The organism is Niallia sp. WK069_GA_01 (assembly GCF_983173855.1).
This window is the reverse complement of record NZ_OZ470138.1, coordinates 2,691,275-2,708,145: the sequence shown is the minus strand read 5'-3', so window position 1 is coordinate 2,708,145 and position 16,871 is coordinate 2,691,275. Positions and strand designations below refer to the sequence as shown.

The 16,871-nt window shown below is 34.8% G+C and carries 15 protein-coding genes; all 15 read left to right on the top strand.

What is annotated here, in order from left to right; all coding sequences use genetic code 11:
• Positions 1 to 179 precede the first annotated feature (179 nt).
• The 15 genes from AC5LWL_RS12960 to dacB all read left to right on the top strand — a co-directional run bounded on the left by AC5LWL_RS12960 (position 180) and on the right by dacB (position 16,376).
• Entirely contained in the window at positions 180 to 1,139 is a 960-nt protein-coding gene (locus AC5LWL_RS12960) for a tyrosine-type recombinase/integrase (protein ID WP_493434688.1), read from the top strand.
• 58 nt (positions 1,140 to 1,197) lie between these two features.
• A complete protein-coding gene (locus tag AC5LWL_RS12955) occupies positions 1,198 to 1,677 on the top strand; it encodes a DinB family protein (RefSeq protein ID WP_493434687.1) in 480 nt (159 codons plus the stop codon).
• A gap of 105 nt (positions 1,678 to 1,782) precedes the next feature.
• The gene (locus AC5LWL_RS12950; protein ID WP_493434686.1) at positions 1,783 to 2,226 is read left to right on the top strand and encodes an SRPBCC family protein; all 444 of its coding nucleotides are present in this window, start codon (positions 1,783 to 1,785) and stop codon (positions 2,224 to 2,226) included.
• 462 nt (positions 2,227 to 2,688) lie between these two features.
• Positions 2,689 to 2,880: a hypothetical protein gene (locus AC5LWL_RS12945; protein ID WP_493434685.1), complete on the top strand. Its 192-nt coding sequence runs from the start codon at positions 2,689 to 2,691 to the stop codon at positions 2,878 to 2,880.
• A gap of 363 nt (positions 2,881 to 3,243) precedes the next feature.
• Positions 3,244 to 3,999 carry an exodeoxyribonuclease III gene (locus tag AC5LWL_RS12940; protein ID WP_493434684.1) on the top strand — a complete coding sequence of 252 codons (756 nt, stop codon included), beginning with the start codon at positions 3,244 to 3,246 and terminating at the stop codon, positions 3,997 to 3,999.
• Between the two features lie 13 nt (positions 4,000 to 4,012).
• Positions 4,013 to 4,486, top strand: a complete 474-nt coding sequence (locus AC5LWL_RS12935) for a GNAT family N-acetyltransferase (protein WP_493434683.1) — start codon at positions 4,013 to 4,015, stop codon at positions 4,484 to 4,486.
• Between the two features lie 418 nt (positions 4,487 to 4,904).
• The gene (locus AC5LWL_RS12930; protein ID WP_493434682.1) at positions 4,905 to 5,366 is read left to right on the top strand and encodes a VOC family protein; all 462 of its coding nucleotides are present in this window, start codon (positions 4,905 to 4,907) and stop codon (positions 5,364 to 5,366) included.
• Positions 5,367 to 6,608: 1,242 nt separating this feature from the next.
• Positions 6,609 to 7,937: a group II intron reverse transcriptase/maturase gene (gene ltrA / locus AC5LWL_RS12925; RefSeq protein WP_493433688.1), complete on the top strand. Its 1,329-nt coding sequence runs from the start codon at positions 6,609 to 6,611 to the stop codon at positions 7,935 to 7,937.
• A 289-nt stretch (positions 7,938 to 8,226) separates the two neighbouring features.
• Positions 8,227 to 9,027 (top strand): HAD family hydrolase, encoded by an 801-nt coding sequence (locus tag AC5LWL_RS12920; protein ID WP_493434681.1) that lies wholly within the window; start codon positions 8,227 to 8,229, stop codon positions 9,025 to 9,027.
• A 200-nt stretch (positions 9,028 to 9,227) separates the two neighbouring features.
• Complete coding sequence (murG, locus tag AC5LWL_RS12915; RefSeq protein ID WP_493434680.1) at positions 9,228 to 10,286, top strand: undecaprenyldiphospho-muramoylpentapeptide beta-N-acetylglucosaminyltransferase; 1,059 nt, start codon at positions 9,228 to 9,230, stop codon at positions 10,284 to 10,286.
• Between the two features lie 338 nt (positions 10,287 to 10,624).
• Positions 10,625 to 12,013: a DEAD/DEAH box helicase gene (locus AC5LWL_RS12910; protein ID WP_493434679.1), complete on the top strand. Its 1,389-nt coding sequence runs from the start codon at positions 10,625 to 10,627 to the stop codon at positions 12,011 to 12,013.
• 91 nt (positions 12,014 to 12,104) lie between these two features.
• Entirely contained in the window at positions 12,105 to 12,716 is a 612-nt protein-coding gene (locus tag AC5LWL_RS12905; RefSeq protein WP_493434678.1) for a hypothetical protein, read from the top strand.
• A 158-nt stretch (positions 12,717 to 12,874) separates the two neighbouring features.
• Complete coding sequence (locus AC5LWL_RS12900; RefSeq protein ID WP_493434677.1) at positions 12,875 to 13,903, top strand: STAS domain-containing protein; 1,029 nt, start codon at positions 12,875 to 12,877, stop codon at positions 13,901 to 13,903.
• A 106-nt stretch (positions 13,904 to 14,009) separates the two neighbouring features.
• Positions 14,010 to 14,819, top strand: coding sequence for an Fpg/Nei family DNA glycosylase (locus AC5LWL_RS12895; protein ID WP_493434676.1), 810 nt, complete (start codon positions 14,010 to 14,012; stop codon positions 14,817 to 14,819).
• Positions 14,820 to 14,897: 78 nt separating this feature from the next.
• The gene (gene dacB, locus AC5LWL_RS12890) at positions 14,898 to 16,376 is read left to right on the top strand and encodes a D-alanyl-D-alanine carboxypeptidase/D-alanyl-D-alanine endopeptidase (protein WP_493434675.1); all 1,479 of its coding nucleotides are present in this window, start codon (positions 14,898 to 14,900) and stop codon (positions 16,374 to 16,376) included.
• Positions 16,377 to 16,871 lie beyond the last annotated feature (495 nt).

The window sequence follows — 16,871 nt, the reverse complement described above, 5'->3', positions numbered from 1 at the left end:
TTCTTACTAATTATCCTAATTTTAATAACGAAATGAAATAGGTCATTGCTAACGAAAGAATAAATAATTCGATTGTAACGTTTCACACTGCATTACCGCGCATAATATCTCTTATGTGCGGTTTTTTAGGGATTATAGTATAATAAAAACACAGTAAACTAGATTGGTGGAATCATACAATGATGGAAAAAGATCTATTATCCCAGTGGTATGAAGAGGTATTAACCATTTTTGCAACACATATGGATAATAAGGACTACAGTAAATTTACAATAGATAATTACATTCGTGATATTTACTTCTTTTTAGACTATATCACCCGTAAAAAACAGCAAAAGGTTCCTTTGGAAGAGGTGAAAAAAATAACCTTAACCTTATTTATGAATGAACTAAAAACAAAACGAGCAAATAGTGCAGAATCCAGAAATAGACGTTTAACGGCCATCCGATCCTTTTATAAATGTTTAATAGACTATGAGTTAGTAACCAAAAATCCTGCAAGTGATTACGAAAGCGCAAAAGAACAAAAAGGCAAGCTGCCTAGTTATCTTGAAAAAGAGGAATTAAAATCTTTTTTCTCCATGATCGAAAAAGTATCCCAAAGACAACATGTAAGAAGGAATAAAGTTATGCTAGGTTTAATGGCATTTGCTGGACTACGCGTGACAGAAATACATACATTAAATCTATCTTCCATCCATTCTCATAAAAAGGGGATTCAAGTGTTGGGAAAAGGGAATAAATCAAGATATATTCCACTTCCGCTTACGATATATGAAGAACTGATTCTCTATATAGAAGAGGATCGGATTATGCCGATGAAAGGATATGAAGATGCTGTTTTTATATCCCGAAGAGGAAAAAGGATATCAAGAAGAAGAATACAGGAAATAACAGAAAGAATTTGTGAAACGGTAGAAAAAGAATTTCCTATTTTTAATTGGAAAGCAAAAGGAATATCCAGTCATAAATTAAGGCATTCCTTTGCGACCCATTTAGTGCGGGATGGGAGAGATATCCGAACGGTTCAGGAGCTTTTAGGACATACTAACCTAAATACTACACAAAAATACACGCATGTATCCGATGCACAAAAAGAAAAAGCAATGGAAATGGATATAGAAGATTATTTCATATAAGTTAACATAATATTATTATGTTAACTTATATGAAAAGAAAAATGGAGGGGAAAATATTATGCTAAACGCAAAAGATATACTGACAGAACAGTTATTAGCAAATGCAACAGAATCCAATTGGTATGCATCCTTTCAATTAGCTGTAAAAGGATTAGAAGAAAAAGAAGCGTTTTGGAAACCTAATGAGAAATGTCATAACATCGCTGAAATTGTGCAGCATTTAATTTTTTGGAATGCAACCTGGCAGAAGCGATATATTCATGCCGATGTCAAAGCAGTTGCACTGGTGACAAATAATAAAGATACTTTTATTGTTCCTGAAGGGAAAGAATTTTTTCAATTAAAAGGGGAACTACTAGAACTTCTTTTAGCCTGGAAAGAGCTATTTACAGAAGAACAACTCGAATCAGAGGTAAAAGGCACTACCGAACCAGGTAAATGGGGAGAGGTAATTGCGCATGCCATCACACATAACGCCTACCATATTGGCCAAATTGTTTATATTCGTAAAATGCAACAGGCATTTAGGGGAGTGTAAGCAATGAGTTTCTTATAATAATATTATGTTAACTAAACAACAATCATATCTCTTCTTTTTCATGAATAACATAAGTATATAGAGTTGATAAAAGGAAGTGTTATGATGCCACAAAAGAAACATAGCATTATTGTAAAAGCAGATCTGCAGAAAGTATGGAATTTTGTTCGATCGATGAATAATTGGGCTCCATTAGTCCCTGGCTATATTCAGCATCAAATCCTCTCTGAATTAGTCTCTACATGGGAGTTTAAAACAGATTTTGGTCTATTTTCGAAAAAAATTCAATTACGAGTTGATATATTAAAATGGGAAGAACCAAGTAAAGTGACTTTTAAATTAACGGGCATCAACGAGAAATTTACCGGAAGTGGTTATTTTTTAGCAATGCCTGTTTCCAAAAAGGAAACAAAAATGACCGGTTATCTGAAAATGGAAGCACTTGGAACATTTGCATCTGTCGTAAACAGCATGCTGGACAATAAATTAGACGAAATTACAGAAGAATTAACCATTAGTGTATGCAAAAAGATTGAAAGTTTATCATAAAAATATTATGTAAACTAATTGAATTACATACTGGACTGTATATTAATAGAGGTTCCTTAATATGTATTATTTTCCCTCTATTAATATACACTTTTTTAAAAACTTATGATATCTCGAATATGAATAAAAAATAGGACAAAAATAGAAACTAAATGTCTTTACTCTTTCATCAAGACTGCTGGTTCTCTCCTCCACATAATCTTCTATGATAAACGATAGACCAACCGATCAGTTTGAATTCTCCTTCTTTTGAGTTTATGTATCTTCTGAAAACAATGTTTTTGAAACTCTCTATATTGTCTGCTGCCACATTGGAAACGACTCCTTTCTGAAGTTAACTATATTGAGTTTTTTAGTAAATTGATAGAACTTATGCTAAGTGGGTCATATCAAGGATGAATCGTTGAAACTAGTGATATGATTAAAAATAAAGGATAAAGCTCTTTATAGGAGGATAAATAAATGGGTAAAAAAATAACTTTTTCATTTAGCAGTGCAAAATATGAGGGGGTAGAAGCGAAAGAAACATTCACTTTTGAAAAACTAGGTATTGACGAGGATATGGTTGATGATAAAGCATTTAAAAAAAGGATAGACGAAATTTTTCAGGCATGGGTTTGGGGAAAATTAACATTTCTCAAAGTATCGTTATAGAAGAGGATAAAAGCACATACAGATGATAAATTAGTAATTATCTATTTGATTTCTGTGAAAATTATTAGAAGTTTATGAGTTGCATTGAGTTTTCGGAAAGTGTAATTATTAAATGAATATTCAAACTGCTTCTATTGAAGATTGAATAAATTTTCGAGGTATTTTACATAATTTAGTAATATTAAGTCTCATGTGCGTAAGTAAAGTGGTGAACATCATGAATCAAGCTGGAATACAAACTATTTTTTATTCCTTTTTCAACAGGAAATATATAAAAAGGTCAAAAATCTTTATGAGATGGATTATTTCTGTTAATCTAGCATATAAGAAATATACTTAAATGTTAGGAGAATACTATTTTTCATGAAAATTGTAACATGGAATGTAAATGGAATAAGAGCATGTGTAAAAAAAGGCTTTCTTGATTTTTTTCAAGAAGTTGATGCAGATATATTCTGTATTCAAGAATCAAAGCTTCAAGAAGGGCAAATTGTTTTAGAATTAGATGGCTACCATCAATTTTGGAACTATGCAGAAAGAAAAGGCTATTCTGGGACTGCCGTTTTCTCCAAAATTAAACCGCTCTCTGTTGTATATGGTTTAGGAGATGATTTTGTAGAAACAGAGGGAAGAGCGATTACCCTTGAATTTGATACGTTTTATCTAGTGAATGTGTATACACCAAACTCGAAAAGAGATTTAAGCAGATTGTCCTATCGAATGGAATGGGAGAAACAATTGCAAAATTACTTACTTGCATTAAATAGCAAAAAACCCGTTATTTATTGCGGCGATTTAAATGTTGCTCATCAGGAAATCGATTTAAAAAATGCAAAATCAAACTTAGGCAATTCTGGATTTACCATAGAAGAAAGAGGCAAAATGAGCAATCTGCTTCAATTTGGTTTTATTGATGCTTTCCGCCATCTTTACCCTGAAAAAACAGATGTGTATACATGGTGGTCTTATATGGCAAAAGTAAGGGAACGAAACATCGGATGGAGAATTGATTATTTTATTCTTTCGCAAAGTTTACAAGATAAACTACTAGATACAGAGAGTTATTGTCATATAATGGGTAGTGATCATTGCCCTGTATTATTGAAGATAGATATATAAAAGGAGAATTCAGATGTCCATTACATTACTAAAACTTCCTGCTGAGGCTTTTTCAGCATATAAAGCCATGCTAGTAAAAGAGTATGCCCAGGAAAAAGTGGAAGCTGGCACTTGGTTGGAAGATGAATCTATTCAAAAAGCAGAAGAGGAAACGAATAAGCTGCTTCCAAACGGAGTAGACACAGAAAATCATTATGTGCTGCAAATCACGCACGCAGAATCAAAGAAAAAAATCGGCTATTTATGGTATTTTTTAAACAAAATAGACCGAAAAAAAGAAGCGTTTATTTATGATTTTAGTATTGATGAAGAGCATCAGGGGAACGGTTTTGGCACGTTAGCATTAACAGAACTAGAGAATCATATAAAACAAAATGGCGGAGAAAAAATAGCTTTACATGTTTTTGCCCATAACAAAAGAGCCATTCATCTCTATAATAAATTAAATTTCGAACCAACAGATATAACGATGAGGAAAAAAATATAAATTTATTTACAATTAGACTCTTGTGAAACGACGACAATTTACTTATTAAGAAATGGCTTTTCTCTCAATTTTTCAAAGCCAAATATGCGTTGGTTTCCACATTTCAGCCCTCAAACGACCACTTGATTTAGCTGGTGGTCGTTTAAGTCAGCTATAAGCTGGTTCTATTTGTTTTTAGACAATAAAGGTATTTAAAAACCAATAAAGTTACTTAAAAATGAAAGGTAATATTCTCAAAGATGAGGGAGTCGACTTTTTTCTTATAAAGGTGGTTTATAATTTGAATTTATATAAAATTTCTTTTATATCTGTAACTATCAAATCAAATATGTAGTATTTTTGAAAATATATTATAGTTATTCTGTAGGAAATAAACAAATGATATTGGTAAAAATCACTACTTATCAGGGGGATTCAAATGATTAAAGGGATTTTTGAAACACATATTAATGTAAGTAATTATAAAATATCCGCTGAATTCTATGAAAAATTACTCAATATCATTCCTTTATATGAAGATTCTAATCGAAAATCTAAATTTTATTGGATTGGAAATCCTGGAGAGGCAATGTTTGGTATTAGAGAAAACTATCCTTCACCAGAGATTCAGCGTCAACATTTTGCTTTTAAAGTAGATGTGACGGATATTATGAAGGCAAGAGGTTATTTAAATGAATTAGGGATTGAATCCGAGAATTTTTTAGGTGGAAATTCCGAAGAATTAATGGTATTCCCTTTTATGCCTGCTGTGTCAATTTATTTTACAGACCCAGATGGCCACTCAGTTGAGTTTATTTCCATGTTAGAAGATAAACCCAGACCGGAACTTGAAATTATGTCTTGGAAAGAGTGGGAATTTATACACGGAAGAGCACTGTAATGAGACAATCCACAAACAAGGAAAAGAGAAATTTTCTGGAGTAAAACTGGTATACCAAAGAAATGCATAGAATTATCAAAGGTCGATGCTGATAGACATTCTATATTGTTTTTTGTAAATAATGAGTTTAAGACCTTCTTCGTGCTACATGTAAATAAAGGTGTAAATCCTTACTCTGTTAATCCAAAATCTATGTTATTATAAGCGTTTTCAACGGCTTATAATTCTCTTTTGAAGCATTCTCTATTATATTTATTGAAATTCAAACTTTAAAGAGTAGCACTATTTACGAATTGTAGTATTGCTCTTATTTTATTACATTAAAATTAATAAACATTATTATCTGTTTACACTATTTTTGTTTAACCTATAATCAACTTCTCAGTAGCTGTTCACATCTCTCAATTAATACAAATTAATTCCTTAACGTACAGGTCACTCCTTAAAATATGTCCAAAATACGTCTAAACATACAATTTTCTATGATATGGTGACCTCAACTAGGAGAATCACTGGCACTACCACCATTTTTAGAACCACAACGTGCCCAAATAGAAGCAAACTTAAAACCACTTCCAACTAAACTCGACAAATAATTAGACACCCACGCTAATAGAGATTCGCATCTTGATACATGAAAAGAAGCTGCTTCCTATTTTATTTAATGACCTAAGTTTGAAGCAGAGAGCAGGTGGAATACACGAAGACTCCCGTGGGATTGTGAGAAAGACGAGACCGAGCGACCGAGCCTAGGTTGCCATATATAGTGGGTGGAATTCCCACCGAGAAAGAACTAGCCATTCACTCGTAGCGAGTCTTGGAGGGCAAGGGGAAACCCTTGCTTTTAAGCGTAGACAGCGAGGTAATGGGCCGTAAGCCAAATGGTTGAAGGGATGGAGCTCCGAAATCTGCATACAAGAGGGCTGATGTGCTGGTCTCTACAGAAAGCAATATTTCTATTTTCGTAAAATGGCGAGAAAACAGAAACCTCTTCGGAGTCGGTGACCTCGGCACGTTATACATCGATATATGGTAGCAACTCGGGAGATCCTGTTTAGTCTTTCTAGAGGAATAGAGAGTATGGCGAACCAAGCGATAAAAAGCAAGCAAGCCAAACGCTGACAGGAAGTCGGATAGCTGCGTAGTACCAATGAAATCGGGTAATTCTGATGGAGGAAAGGCAGCTACCCTATTATTGCCCTTTTGGGGAAACATTTACTATACACAGAGATAGGTGAAGAAATGGAAACAAAACTAATAAGGATAGCAGAAGTAGCGAAATCTCAACCAAAAATGAAGTTTACATCACTCACACACTTATTGAACGAGTCGTCACTGAAACAGTGTCATAATGAATTACCAAACAGAAAAGCACCTGGCATACACCAGACCACCAAAGAAGAATACGAGCTAGAGTTGGAAACAAACATTTCTGATTTAGTAAGACGTATGAAGCAGAAAAGTTATCGACCAGTTCCAGTTCGGAGAACCTATATAGGCAAACCAGGAACAAACAAGAAAAGACCATTAGGTATTCCTGAACATGAAGATAAAATAGTGCAACGTGGATTAGCGAAAATCTTAAATGCCATCTATGAACAGGATTTCTTGGATAGTTCCTTTGGTTTTCGTCCAAAACGTAACTGTCATGATGCGCTGAAAATACTGAATGTGTATATCAATGATAGATATACCAACTATATTGTCGACGCCGATATCAAAGGGTTCTTTGATAATGTGGATCATGCATGGATGATGGAGTTTCTGAAACACCGAATAAATGATCCGAATCTTTTGAGACTGATAGCTAGGTTCTTAAAAGGTGGATATATGGAAGAGGGAAAGCAGTATAAAACGGAGACAGGAACGCCACAGGGTGGCATTATTTCTCCTATCCTAGCCAATATATACCTCCATTATGTGCTGGATTTATGGTTTGAGAAGGTGGTAAGAAAACAATGTAAGGGGCAAGCGTATATCGTTAGATACGCAGATGACTTTGTCTGTTGTTTTCAAGTAAAAGAAGACGCGCAAGCATTCTATCAAGCATTGATTCAACGCTTGAAGAAGTTCCATCTCGAAGTAGCAGAGGATAAAACGAAAATCATTCCATTTGGTCGGTTTGCGGAAAAAGACTGCAAAAGAAACGGAGGAGGAAAACCTCCTACGTTCGATTTCCTAGGATTTACACACTATTGTAGCAAAAGTAAATCAGGAAAATTTCGAGTGAAACTCAAATCAAGCAGGAAGAAAATGCGAGCCAAGCTCAAGGAAAAGAAAGAATGGTTGAAAGCGAATCGAACCACTAATATCCATGAAATAAAAAGTAGACTAGACCGTTCCTTAGTTGGCTACTACAACTATTATGGTGTAACGGACAACATAAGGCAAGTGAGTAATTTCAAAGATAGAGTGAGAAGACTATTCTACAAATGGATGAATAGACGAAGTCAAAAGAAGTCATTCAACTGGGAGAAGTTTACTCTCTTTCTAGAGAGATTCCCATTTCCAGAGCCAAGAATAAAGGTCAATATATTCGAACGTAAAAAAGAGATTTCTTACATTCTGTAAAAGATAATAGGGAAGAGCCGTGTGCGGTAGTTCCGCACGCACGGTTCGTGGAGGGGCAGCGGAGCACAATCCAACATGGAGAGGCTCCCGTCTACTCGACCTGCAGGAGCGTAGCGACGAAGCGGCTCGGCGCTCGCCCACAGGAAAGCGAAGTGTCTTCCACTTGCGGAACCCTTTTTCAGAGTAGTCTACACAAAAGAATAAACCACAAGTGTGGCAAGCCTGCTAATATGCTATGATGTACATAGATAAAAAAATAGAAACTAAAGAAGTTTTAGGGGGAAATAGAATGAAATGTGTATCAATTGACCTAGATGGTACATTATTAAATGATCAACATGAAATTTCAGATGCCAATAAAAAAACGATAAAAAAACTAAAAGATAAGGATGTTCATGTTATCCTGAACACTGGCAGACAATATCCAGACGTCATAAAAGTTGCTGGCGTTTCCGATTTACAAGTACCTATTTTTTGTTTAAATGGAAGCATGATGTATTCACCAACTGGCGAATTAATATATGAAACAACCCTTTCCAAGACGCTGTATCAAGCGCTTTTTGCCGAACTAAATAAGCTTGATGTAGGTATTCTTGTCTATACAAATCAAGGTGGATTTCCAGCGACATTGCCACAATTAAGAGGTAAAGCTTGGGATGAAATTGAGAAGATGTTTGAGGAATGTGATTATAATCGTATCCAGCATTTAGATGATATCAAAATTTATAAACTAATTGCAGTTGTTGCAGAAACAGAAATCGCAAAAATTGATGAAGTAAAGGAAGCTCTTCGTAAACTCAATACAATCTCCTTTTCTTCTTCTTTTCCAAATAACTGTGAAATTACTTCCAATGATGCACAAAAAGGAAAAGCAATCAGAAGATACGAAAATATTAAAAATGTCACTTTTGATGAAATTTATACCTTTGGTGATGGTGGAAACGATGTCACGCAGTTTGAAGTTTCTACTCGTTCTTTTGCGATGGAAAATGCTCCAGAAGAAATTAAACAAAGAGCAAGCGATATTACAAAAAGCAATAATGAAGATGGCGTAGCATATGCGATTGAGCAAATTCTAAAATTAGTATAAATTAGTAAAAATGTTTCTGCAGATCCTTGCAGGGACATTTTTTGTTTTCTAACTAAAAAGCAGCTAAAAAAAGCTAAAGAATTATGCTTTCATCTAATTTTTCAAGCATTTTATCACGAAATAATTTATAATATTTAATTGGGATCCATTATAAGGAACGAAAAATCCATTTAATGATAAATAGGGAGAATGATGCAACGTTGAAGAAAATTGTTTTTACAGGTGGAGGAACTGCAGGTCATGTTACTCCAAATATAGCGATAATAAAAGAATTAAACAAAAAGGAATGGGATATCCATTATATTGGTTCTAAAAAAGGAATCGAGAAAGAATTGATAGAAAAAATCAACATTTCTTACTATTCTATTTCAAGTGGAAAATTAAGAAGATACTTGTCTGCTGAAAATATAAAAGACATTTTTAAAGTTTTAAAAGGCTGCTTGGATGCAAGAAAGGTGCTTAAAAAAATAAAACCTGATGTTGTTTTTTCAAAAGGAGGATTTGTTTCTGTACCGGTTGTTATTGCAGCAAGTATGTTAAAGATACCCGTTATTATTCACGAAAGTGATTTAACTCCTGGACTGGCAAATAAAATCGCCTTGCGTTTCTCATCCAAAATTTTCACTTCTTTTGAAGAAACAATAAACTACTTGCCAAAAGAGAAAAGCAAATGTATTGGATCACCGATTCGAAAAGACATTTTAACCGGTTCTGCTACTGCTGGTAGACATTTTTTAGATTTTACTAGTGCAAAGCCAATTATTACCGTGATGGGTGGAAGTTTAGGCGCCAAAAAGATCAATGAAGCCATTCGCGAGAACCTAGAAGAATTAACCAAAAAATATCAAATTGTTCATTTATGTGGAAAAGGCAACGTCGCAGAAGCATTCACGAACAACAGAAGTTATAAACAATTGGAATATGTTCATGATGAACTGGCTGATATCTTAGCTGCTACAAGTTTTGTTATCACTCGAGGCGGATCCAACGCGATATTTGAATTTCTTGCTCTTCAATTGCCTATGCTTATTATTCCTTTAAGCAAACAGCAGAGCAGAGGCGACCAAATTTTAAATGCAAAATCATTTTCCAAAAAGGGCTACTCCTTAACATTAGAGGAAGAAGCGTTAACTCCAGACACCTTTTTAGCGATGGTGCAGGAATTGGACGATAAACAAGAACTTCTAAAAAATGCGATGAATGAGAATGCAAAACAAGATGCACTAACTGCCATTCTACAAGAACTAGAAAAATACTAAATAAAACGCTCCGTATAGTAAAATCCGCTACATGCTGCAAGCGTTGATGGACAATCGTTTTATGTGACATCGTGCCTTTTCTGCTAGGAGCATATTCAACATGTTGAAGTTAACTTGTTTTTTCACCATTAATAATTTTTCAGCTTTTAAAAAAGGGCAATCCATTAATTTTGGAAAGTCCTTTTTTATAAGGTAACACTCTGGTGGCGAGAAGCCCTCCAGAGTGTTTCTGATGAAATATGTATTTTTTTACGCTTTGTCTTGCTATTTTTGCTGAAAAAAGCCACAATAAGGAATGTTCAACCGCATAATGCGGCAATTAGAAAGTAGGGATATATTTGCAAAATTTTCAAAGCTTAGGGATTTCATCTTTGCTACAAGAAACGTTAAAAAAACATCATATAAATAAGCCAACACCAATTCAGGAAAAAGCGATTCCAACCATTTTAGATGGACAAGATATTATAGCACAAGCGCAAACAGGTACTGGAAAAACATTTGCGTTTACTTTGCCAATACTGGAAACACTAAATAAAGAAACCGCCTATATTCAAGCATTAATTCTTAGTCCAACAAGAGAATTAGCTATTCAAATAACCGATGAAATAAACAAAGTGAAGACGGATGATATTCATGTATTAGCTGCATATGGAGGACAAGATGTAGATAAACAATTAAATCGTCTTAAGCAAAAAATTTCGATTGTTGTTGCAACACCTGGAAGATTGATAGACCATTTAAGAAGAGGCACAATTGATCTTAGTCAGCTTACTTGTCTTGTACTGGATGAGGCGGATCAGATGCTTCATATCGGATTCAAAGAAGAAATGGAGTTTATCATTAAACAAACGCCAAAAACGAGACAAACATTATTATTCTCTGCAACTATTTCAGAGGATATTAAAAGATTAGCAAAAAAATACACAAAAGATGGAAAGTATATAACTGTTGAAAAAACACAAGGGCCAGCTTTAACTGTTAAACAAATGAGTATCCATACACCTCCTCGTGTAAAACAAGCTGCATTAATGTCTTTAGTAAAAAATGATCAGCCTTTTATGGCGGTTATCTTTTGCCGAACAAAAAGGCGTGTTAGCAAATTATATGAGGCATTGCGATCTTTTCATTTTTCGTGCAGAGAACTTCACGGCGATTTATCGCAAGGCAAAAGAGAACAAGTGATGAAAGAATTTAGAGAAAGTAAGTTTCAATTGTTGATTGCAACCGATGTAGCAGCACGCGGCTTGGATATTGACGGGATAACCCATATTTATAATTATGATATTCCATTAGATGCCGAAAGCTATGTGCATAGAATTGGCCGAACTGGACGTGCTGGTTCTGAAGGTGCTGCTATTACTTTTTATACGTCTGAAGATCGTCCTTTATTGGATACAATCGAAAATCAATTAAATATTAAAATAGAAAAAATGCCGCTTCCTAAAAAAGAGGGAGAACAAAAGGAACAAACATCCACTAAACATACAGGTGAGAAAAAACGACAATCTGCAGCAAAAGCTCGTCCTAATAAAAGAAAAAAAACGTCAGGTAACTCAAAAGAGCATTCTTTCTCATCAGAAAAACGCGAGAAAAAGCAATCCTCTTCTAATCGGGGAAATAATGCCGAGAAACCAAATAAAAAAACGGACAAACCGTTACAAAAAGGCAGAAATCAAAAATCATCTGGCAGTGCTATTTTTAAACCGAAAAAAACGAAAAAAAAATAGAGGCATTTTCATTCATTCATAATTAACAAGCCCACCATTCCTTTATATGTGATGGTGGGTATGCAGCTTAAATCAGAAAGGAGTCATTATATTGATAAAAAAACAAATGCAACGTTATATTGACAATCAAGAAAATAAACTCCAAACAGGAAAGTATGCTTTTCTCCCTGAGGAAGGGACGTATATTGAAAAACAATCCTTATTAGAGAAAACGGAGATTTCCATAGCAGAATTGTCTGAACGATTTCAACCAATTTATATCGAAATTGCCCACAAAGAAAGTGATGATAGCATTCAAGAAAACATAGACAATTCTTTTTTATCAGAAAAAATTAGCTATTTAGAAAAAAACCTTGATCATTATTTATACATGGAAACAGCTGCTTTTGATATAATTCGTATAGATGCTTTAACAATTGAAGTCGATTCTGTTTTTCGTACATATGAAGTAATGTTTGGCTTACACCTGCCAAAAAAACTTGAAAAATCGATTCGTTCTTATTTTGACCAAGCTTTAGTAGAAAAAGAGTTAACGTATAATCTGCTTTTCAATAATCAAGAAGGCTTATGGGAAGTGAATTTTCCAATAGAAGGTTTATCTACTTTTTCTAAGGAAATCAAAGTATTCGAAGCATTACAATTAATTTACTTATTTCTATTTAGAATGGAAGAAAAAATAGAAGCAGAACAAACAATAGATTAAATTAATTTACATACTGTATATAGTAGTATATGCTTATTTTTATCAAGTGATTTTTCGTTTTTTATGAATATCTAGCTCAAGCACCCTATCGCCTTATGTCAAAACACGCGATGACAAGGGCGCTTGCGCTTATTTTAGATTGTGAGGGAAGGAACGATATGACAGATTCAGTTGTTCAAGCAAAAGTTAATTCTAACGAGTTTACTTGGGATAGGGAAAATGGAATATTTACCTTTGATGGGGCACCAGCCCTTTTATTTTGGGATTCTGCTATTGAGCTATTTTTACATACAATAAGAGAAGTTTCTGGAAATGATGTTTCTACTACTGTATTTGAAACAACTGGTTTTCGAATGGGAGAGCTAGTCAGCAGCTATTATAAAGATCGATTTACTATAGAAGAAATCTTAATACAATACAGTGATATTTACAGAAATGCCGGTTGGGGAAATGTTCATATTCATTATTATTCCTTAGAGGAAAAAAAAGTAATTGTCCATTTGAAAAATAGTTGGGAGCATCGAATTTTTCAAACTTTAAATAAAGATCATGCTAGTGTTATTCTGCCAAGTCATTGGGCGGGAGTATTCAGCGGATTATTTAACGATACGATGTGGTATAAAGTCAATCAAAGTCAATTATCTGGTTATGAATACGATGAAATAGAACTATTTGCTTCGTCCATTACACCAAACCAAAATATTCATGATCTTGCCCGGCAAAAAGAGCAACAATATATAAACGAATTGGAACAAATGGTAGATCAACGAACAGAAGAATTGTCTACACTGGTGAAAAACTTGTCTACTCCAGTATTGCCCGTTTTAAATGGAATTTTAGTCATTCCCCTTGTAGGTAAATTTAATGAAGAACGAATGGAAGATTTATTACAAAAAGCACTTTATGAATTTACGAAACAAAGAGCCAGCTATTTGCTATTAGATTTGACAGCATTAATAGAATTCGATGAATACATTGTCCATAAACTGCAAGGGTTAGTAAAAGCAATCGAACTAATTGGCGGTGAATGTGTTTTAGTAGGAATTTCGGCTTCACTTAGTATTCATATTGTAAACACTGGGGTAGAATTAAAAAACATTCAGTCGTTTGCAACATTAGAACAAGGAGTAGAATTTGCTTTAGACCAACAAGGCTTTGACATCACCTCAAAAACAACCGAAAAATGATGAAACGATAGAGTCCTGCATATGGTAGGGCTTTTTTTTTATGTACCTTATTTTTTATAAAAAGTAGGCAAAAATAAGCTAACTAGAAAAAAGGAGGAACATCAATATGCCGGAACTTCCTGAAATGGAGAATTATAAAATACACTTACAACAATTTATTCTAAAAAAAATGATAACGGATGTAGTAGTAAACAGAGAAAAATCTATTAATACTGCTGCTTCCTTTTTCATCGATGCAGTTAAAGGGGCTCAAATAATCTCGATAGAAAGAAAAGCGAAACACTTATTATTCCATCTTAATAATGGGAAAATTATGTTGCTGCATTTAATGTTAGGTGGCTGGATGTTTTACGGAAAAGAAATGGATAAACCAAAACGTACTATTCAAATTCAATTATGTTTTTCCGATAAAAGTTTGTATTTTATCGGATTACGATTAGGCTATTTACATCTCTTGACAAAAGAAGAGGTCAAACAAGAGTTGCTTGATTTAGGACCAGAACCATTAGAAGCAAACTTTACGGAAACGTTTTTTCTGAGCCATTTATTAAAAAAACGTGGCAATTTAAAATTAAAACTTGTTGATCAGCATTTTTTATCAGGCATCGGAAACTGCTACTCGGATGAGATCTGTTATGATGCGCAAATACTACCATCAAAAAAATTAGAAGCATTAACCAAAACAGAACAAAAAAAATTATACTACTCTATCCAAAAAGTGTTGCTTCATGCAACAGCAATTGGTGGTTATATGGAACATCCTTTTTTTATAAACGATAAAAAGACTGGTAGCTTTAATGATTTTTGTCAAGTATATGATGAGGCAGGAAAAGAGTGTAATCGTTGTGGAAACACTATTGCTCAAACAGCTATTTCCTCTAAAAAAACCTTTTACTGCCCCGGCTGTCAATTTTAGCAGCCCCTTGTTGATTAATTCGTAGCTATCCTGACCATACTGGATAGCCACGAGAACAAAAGCAGGGGGGAAAATTCAATGAAACCACGAAAAAAAATATTGTTCGTTTTATTCATATTTGCTTTTATGCTTCAACAAAATGGAAGTACGAAACCGCATGTTGAAGCCGCCATACAAAGTAGCAAATTAGGCAGTGATATTCATAGCATCCTTGTAAATGAACCTGATTTGAAAGGAAGTCTTGCGGGAGTAAGCATACGTGATCAAAACAATGGAAAGCTTATTTATGAACATATTGGCGATACAAGATTGGCACCTGCATCCAATATGAAACTCTTCACAGCAGCTGCTGCATTATCCGTTTTAGGAGAGAATTACCGTTTTAAAACCGAGATTTATACGGATGGCTTGATTAATAATGGGATCCTCCATGGAAATCTTTATTTAAAAGGAAAAGGAGATACAACTTTAGAGGCTGCGGATTTAGATAATTTGGCCAAAAAACTTGCAAATAAAGGCATTCAACAAATAACCGGTAATTTGATTGCGGACAGCAGCTGGTATGATTCTAATCCGCTCTCTGTCGACCTAGCATGGAGTGATGAATCAAGTTATTATGGAGCTCAAATAGCTGCATTAACCGCCTCACCTAACAAAGACTATGATGCAGGAACAGTCATCCTAGAGGTATCTCCAGCAAAATCAATTGGCCAACCTGCACATATTACGATGAAACCTTATACAGATACAGTACACATCATCAACCGAACAAAAACCATTCAGAAAGATGAAAAAAAAGAAATTCACTATACACGCTTACATGGAAGCAACACACTGGAAATAACCGGAACGATTCCTCTTGATGCATCACTTGATAAGGAATGGGTTTCTGTTGGGAATCCGAGTATGTATGCAGCTGATTTATTCCAGAAATCTTTGCGGAAAACGGGAATTCACTTAACTGGCAATGTCAAAGAAGGAATAACACCTGAGCTTTCTACTATACTCGCTGCCCATTCCTCTATCCCTTTAGCAGATCTTTTTGTTCCTTTTATGAAATTAAGCAATAACACTATAGCGGAAACGCTTATAAAAGAAATGGGAAAAGTAGAAAAAGGAGAAGGTAGTTTTGAAAAAGGCTTAGAGGTAATGAAAAACGAACTAATTCAATTAGGGTTACATCCGAAACACATGTTGCTGCGAGATGGTTCTGGAATTTCTCCCGTTGACTTGCTGACAGCAAATGACGTTTCCAAGCTGTTGTATACTGTTCAACAAAAGCCATGGTTTCCTGTCTATTTACATTCCTTGCCTGTGTCCGGAAATAAAGAACGAATGGTTGGCGGTTCACTTCGCTATCGCCTTCAATCAGAAAATACAAAAGGAAAGGTGCAAGCAAAAACAGGATCCTTAACAGCAGTAAGTACATTATCAGGCTACGTACAATCCAAAAATGGCCATACCTATATCTTTTCCATTTTATTAAACCATTTAGTAGACGAAGAAAAAGGAAAAGCAATTCAAGACAAAATCGTCGAACTATTAGCAGCCCAATAACAAAAGCCAATCTTCAAGGTAAACACCCAGCTAATAAAGATTCGCAACATAGCACTTGTAAAGAAGCTGCATGCCATTTTTTATAATCTGAGTTTGAACCAGAGAGCAGTCAGAATACACGAAGACTCCTGTGGGAATTGCGAGACAGGTGAGACTGAGCGACCGAGCCTAGGTTGCCATATATAGTGGGTGGAATTCCCATCGAGAAAGAACTAGCCATTCACTCGTAGCGAGTCTTGGAGGGCAAGGGGAAACCCTTGCTTTTAAGCGTAGACAGCGAGGTAATGGGCCGTAAGCCAAATGGTTGAAGGGATGGAGCTCCGAAATCTGCATACAAGAGGGCTGATGTGCTGGTCTCTACAGAAAGCAATATTTCTATTTTCGTAAAATGGCGAGAAAACAGAAACCTCTTCGGAGTCGGTGACCTCGGCACGTTATACATCGATATATGGTAGCAACTCGGGAGATCCTGTTTAGTCTTTCTAGAGGAATAGA

Coding starts and splice junctions, on each gene's coding strand:
- AC5LWL_RS12960 (WP_493434688.1), top strand. CDS start 180: ATGATGGAAAAAGATCTATTATCCCAGTGGTATGAAGAGGTATTAACC.
- AC5LWL_RS12955 (WP_493434687.1), top strand. CDS start 1,198: ATGCTAAACGCAAAAGATATACTGACAGAACAGTTATTAGCAAATGCA.
- AC5LWL_RS12950 (WP_493434686.1), top strand. CDS start 1,783: ATGCCACAAAAGAAACATAGCATTATTGTAAAAGCAGATCTGCAGAAA.
- AC5LWL_RS12945 (WP_493434685.1), top strand. CDS start 2,689: ATGGGTAAAAAAATAACTTTTTCATTTAGCAGTGCAAAATATGAGGGG.
- AC5LWL_RS12940 (WP_493434684.1), top strand. CDS start 3,244: ATGAAAATTGTAACATGGAATGTAAATGGAATAAGAGCATGTGTAAAA.
- AC5LWL_RS12935 (WP_493434683.1), top strand. CDS start 4,013: ATGTCCATTACATTACTAAAACTTCCTGCTGAGGCTTTTTCAGCATAT.
- AC5LWL_RS12930 (WP_493434682.1), top strand. CDS start 4,905: ATGATTAAAGGGATTTTTGAAACACATATTAATGTAAGTAATTATAAA.
- ltrA (WP_493433688.1), top strand. CDS start 6,609: ATGGAAACAAAACTAATAAGGATAGCAGAAGTAGCGAAATCTCAACCA.
- AC5LWL_RS12920 (WP_493434681.1), top strand. CDS start 8,227: ATGAAATGTGTATCAATTGACCTAGATGGTACATTATTAAATGATCAA.
- AC5LWL_RS12900 (WP_493434677.1), top strand. CDS start 12,875: ATGACAGATTCAGTTGTTCAAGCAAAAGTTAATTCTAACGAGTTTACT.
- AC5LWL_RS12895 (WP_493434676.1), top strand. CDS start 14,010: ATGCCGGAACTTCCTGAAATGGAGAATTATAAAATACACTTACAACAA.
- dacB (WP_493434675.1), top strand. CDS start 14,898: ATGAAACCACGAAAAAAAATATTGTTCGTTTTATTCATATTTGCTTTT.